This is a genomic window from Prosthecobacter sp. (genome assembly GCF_044378005.1).
Lineage (GTDB): Bacteria > Verrucomicrobiota > Verrucomicrobiia > Verrucomicrobiales > Verrucomicrobiaceae > Prosthecobacter.
The window spans coordinates 1-2577 of the sequence record NZ_JBILYB010000329.1; the positions used below are offsets into that span (position 1 = coordinate 1).

The window sequence follows — 2577 nt, forward strand, 5'->3', positions numbered from 1 at the left end:
CAGCGGCTGGCCGACCATCATGCCTGTATGCAGGCTGGCATCGGCATGGCGGATCTGGACGGCTGAAGCGAGCACGCCGCTGGAGTTGATCGCCGGAGACCCGATGAGACTGTAAAGTGTGGAGCCGACCGGCCCACCGAGGACAGCGCTGCCGGTGGCACCCTGGACGGCGACGGTTTCTCCCACGCTGACAACAGGAGCGCTGCCTGGAGCGACGACGGTCGTGGTAATGGGGAAGTCAAAGGCAGCCTCGTTGAGGTCATCACTGTTGATGACGACATTGCCTGCATAGGTGGCTGGAGTGGCGCTGCTGAGCGAGACTTGGAAGCTGTAGGAGGTGCCTGATGCCAGCGTGGCGGCGGCACCGTTGGTGATGTAGCCGGAAGGCACCGTGATGCTGGAGATCGTCAGATCCGCATCTCCCGTGTTGCGCACCAGGAAGTTGCGCATGCTGGCCACGTTCGGAGCCGTGCTGCCGAAATCCACGACGGTGACCTGACCATCGCTCAACTCAGGAGCCAGGCTGTGGCTGCCGTTATGAACGACGATTTCATTCAGGTAGGAAAGGGTCACATCATTGCCGCTGCCACCCACATAGCTGACCGTCAGCGGGATGCCGTTGAAGGTGACAACCGCGCCCTCAGCAAGCCCGCTGAAGGTGCCGGTGACGGCGTCCACCCCATCGTTGTTCACGATGGTCAGGATGTCATTGGTCAAAGGCGTGTAACCGCCGCTGAGGGAGAGGGCCGCTCCCGTGAGGTCGATGAGACCGGCGACATTGAGCTGCGTGAAGCCGCTGTCTGCCGTGGCTCCGTCGATCACGATCTTCAGGCTGTCCGCGCTCGGGATGGTCAGCGTGGAGGCCGCGCCCGTCGTCACGTCCACGCCGCTGTTGCTGGCGAAGACGTTGGTGCCGGGATTGAGCGTGGCGTTGCCACCCGCGCTGTCGAGCGAGCCGGTGCTGAGGTCAATGTTAGCGCCGGAGGCAAGGTTGAGCACCGTCGCCGCACTGCGCGTGATAGCGGCGCTGACGGTGAGCGCGCCGCTGTTGGCATCGCCGATATTGAGCGTGCCTGCGGAGACGAGATCCAGTTCGGCATCGCTGAGACCGAGCGTGCCTGCGCTGTCGGCAGCGCCGAGATTGATCAACTGGCTGTTGGTCTTCTGGCGCAGGGTCACGTTCCTCGTGCCCGCATTGATGCTTCCACTGGCTATGTCCATGCTGTCCGCAGCGACCGCCACATTCGCGGTGCCTGTTGAAAGGAGGTTGCCGGTGGTCATCTGCAGCCCAGACGAGCTGGCACCCGAACCGGCCTCCCCGATGATGGCGATATCCCCGTCGACAGAGATCACCTTCGAGCCTGCGCCAGTGACCTGGACCCCATGGCTATGATTGCCCGTGCCGCTGCCGGTGCCGTTCAGCGTCACGAGTCCCTGGCCCGCGCCCAACCCGGTCGCGGTGGATTCCACGCTACCCCCGGCCTGCACCTTGATGCCCAAGTTCACCGTGGAGCTGCCGTTACCACCCTTGCCAGTGAGGCTGACATTGCCCGTTCCCGACGTTTTCACGGCGGCATTGTTGATGTCGATGCCAATGAAGTCTCCCGCCGCCCCCGTCACCTGCTGGTTCGCCTGCAAGGTGAGGTTTCCATTCACCGTCTCGAAGCTGGAGCCCGCAGCCATCGACACGTTCCGACTTACCTTTGCCGTGATCGCGCCGGTGCCGCTGGTGAGGAGGTTGGCATTCGCCGCCACGTTCACGATGTCCACGCCCGGCGTCATATCGTCGTTTTGCAGATCCAAGTCGAGGCTGGCATCGGTGGCGAAGGTGATGTCGCCATTGAGATTCACCGTGTCGTCGCCGGTGCCGCCGTTGACTGTGAGAGCGGGGAACCCGCTCAAGGCGCTGAAGTCGCCGATGTTGACCGTGTCATTGCCTCCAGCGGCATGGATGATGATGCCGGTGATGCCTGGCAGGCTGGCGTAGGTGAGATTGATGCTGCCGGTCTCATGGAGTCCGCCATTCAGACTGAAGGTGCGGCCTGCGGCGGCGAAGGTGGCGTGAGCACCGCCGTCGGTGAAGCTCAGGGTATCGCCATTGCCGCTGATGTCCGTGACCGTGACCGTGGTGGTCGTGGTGGCGACGGTGTAGTCAGGCACCGGCTGCACGGTGATGGTGAAGGTTTGCACACCAGAGGTCAGCGCGGCGTTGCCGTTGATCGTGGCATCGTCCGTGAGAGTGACGCCGATGGTGGCGGTACCTGCGCTGCCGTTCGGCGTGTAGGTCAGCGTGCCCGTGCTGCTGTCGATGCTCGGCGCGGTGGTGAAGAGCCCGACATTGCTGTTGCTGCTGATGTTGAAAGTCAGCGCCTGCGTCACCGTGCTGTCACCATCGTCGATGCTCGTGGCCCAGCCAGTGGCGGTCTGCGCGCTGCTGGTGTTGTAGGGCAGCAGTTGATCCGCGCCTTTCACGAAGCTGGGGACTTCGTTGACGTTGGTTACGGTCACGCTCAGGGCCTGTGAGCCGCTCAGGTTTGGAGAGCCGTTGTCGGTGGCGGTGACGGTGACTTCATAGAC

1 protein-coding gene is annotated in these 2577 nt (G+C 63.3%); it reads right to left on the minus strand.

The genetic code is table 11. The features are described 5' to 3' along the window. Window positions 1–2577 (minus strand): Ig-like domain-containing protein (locus tag AC6FTP_RS26865; protein WP_497209970.1); only part of this gene is annotated, 2577 nt, incomplete at both ends.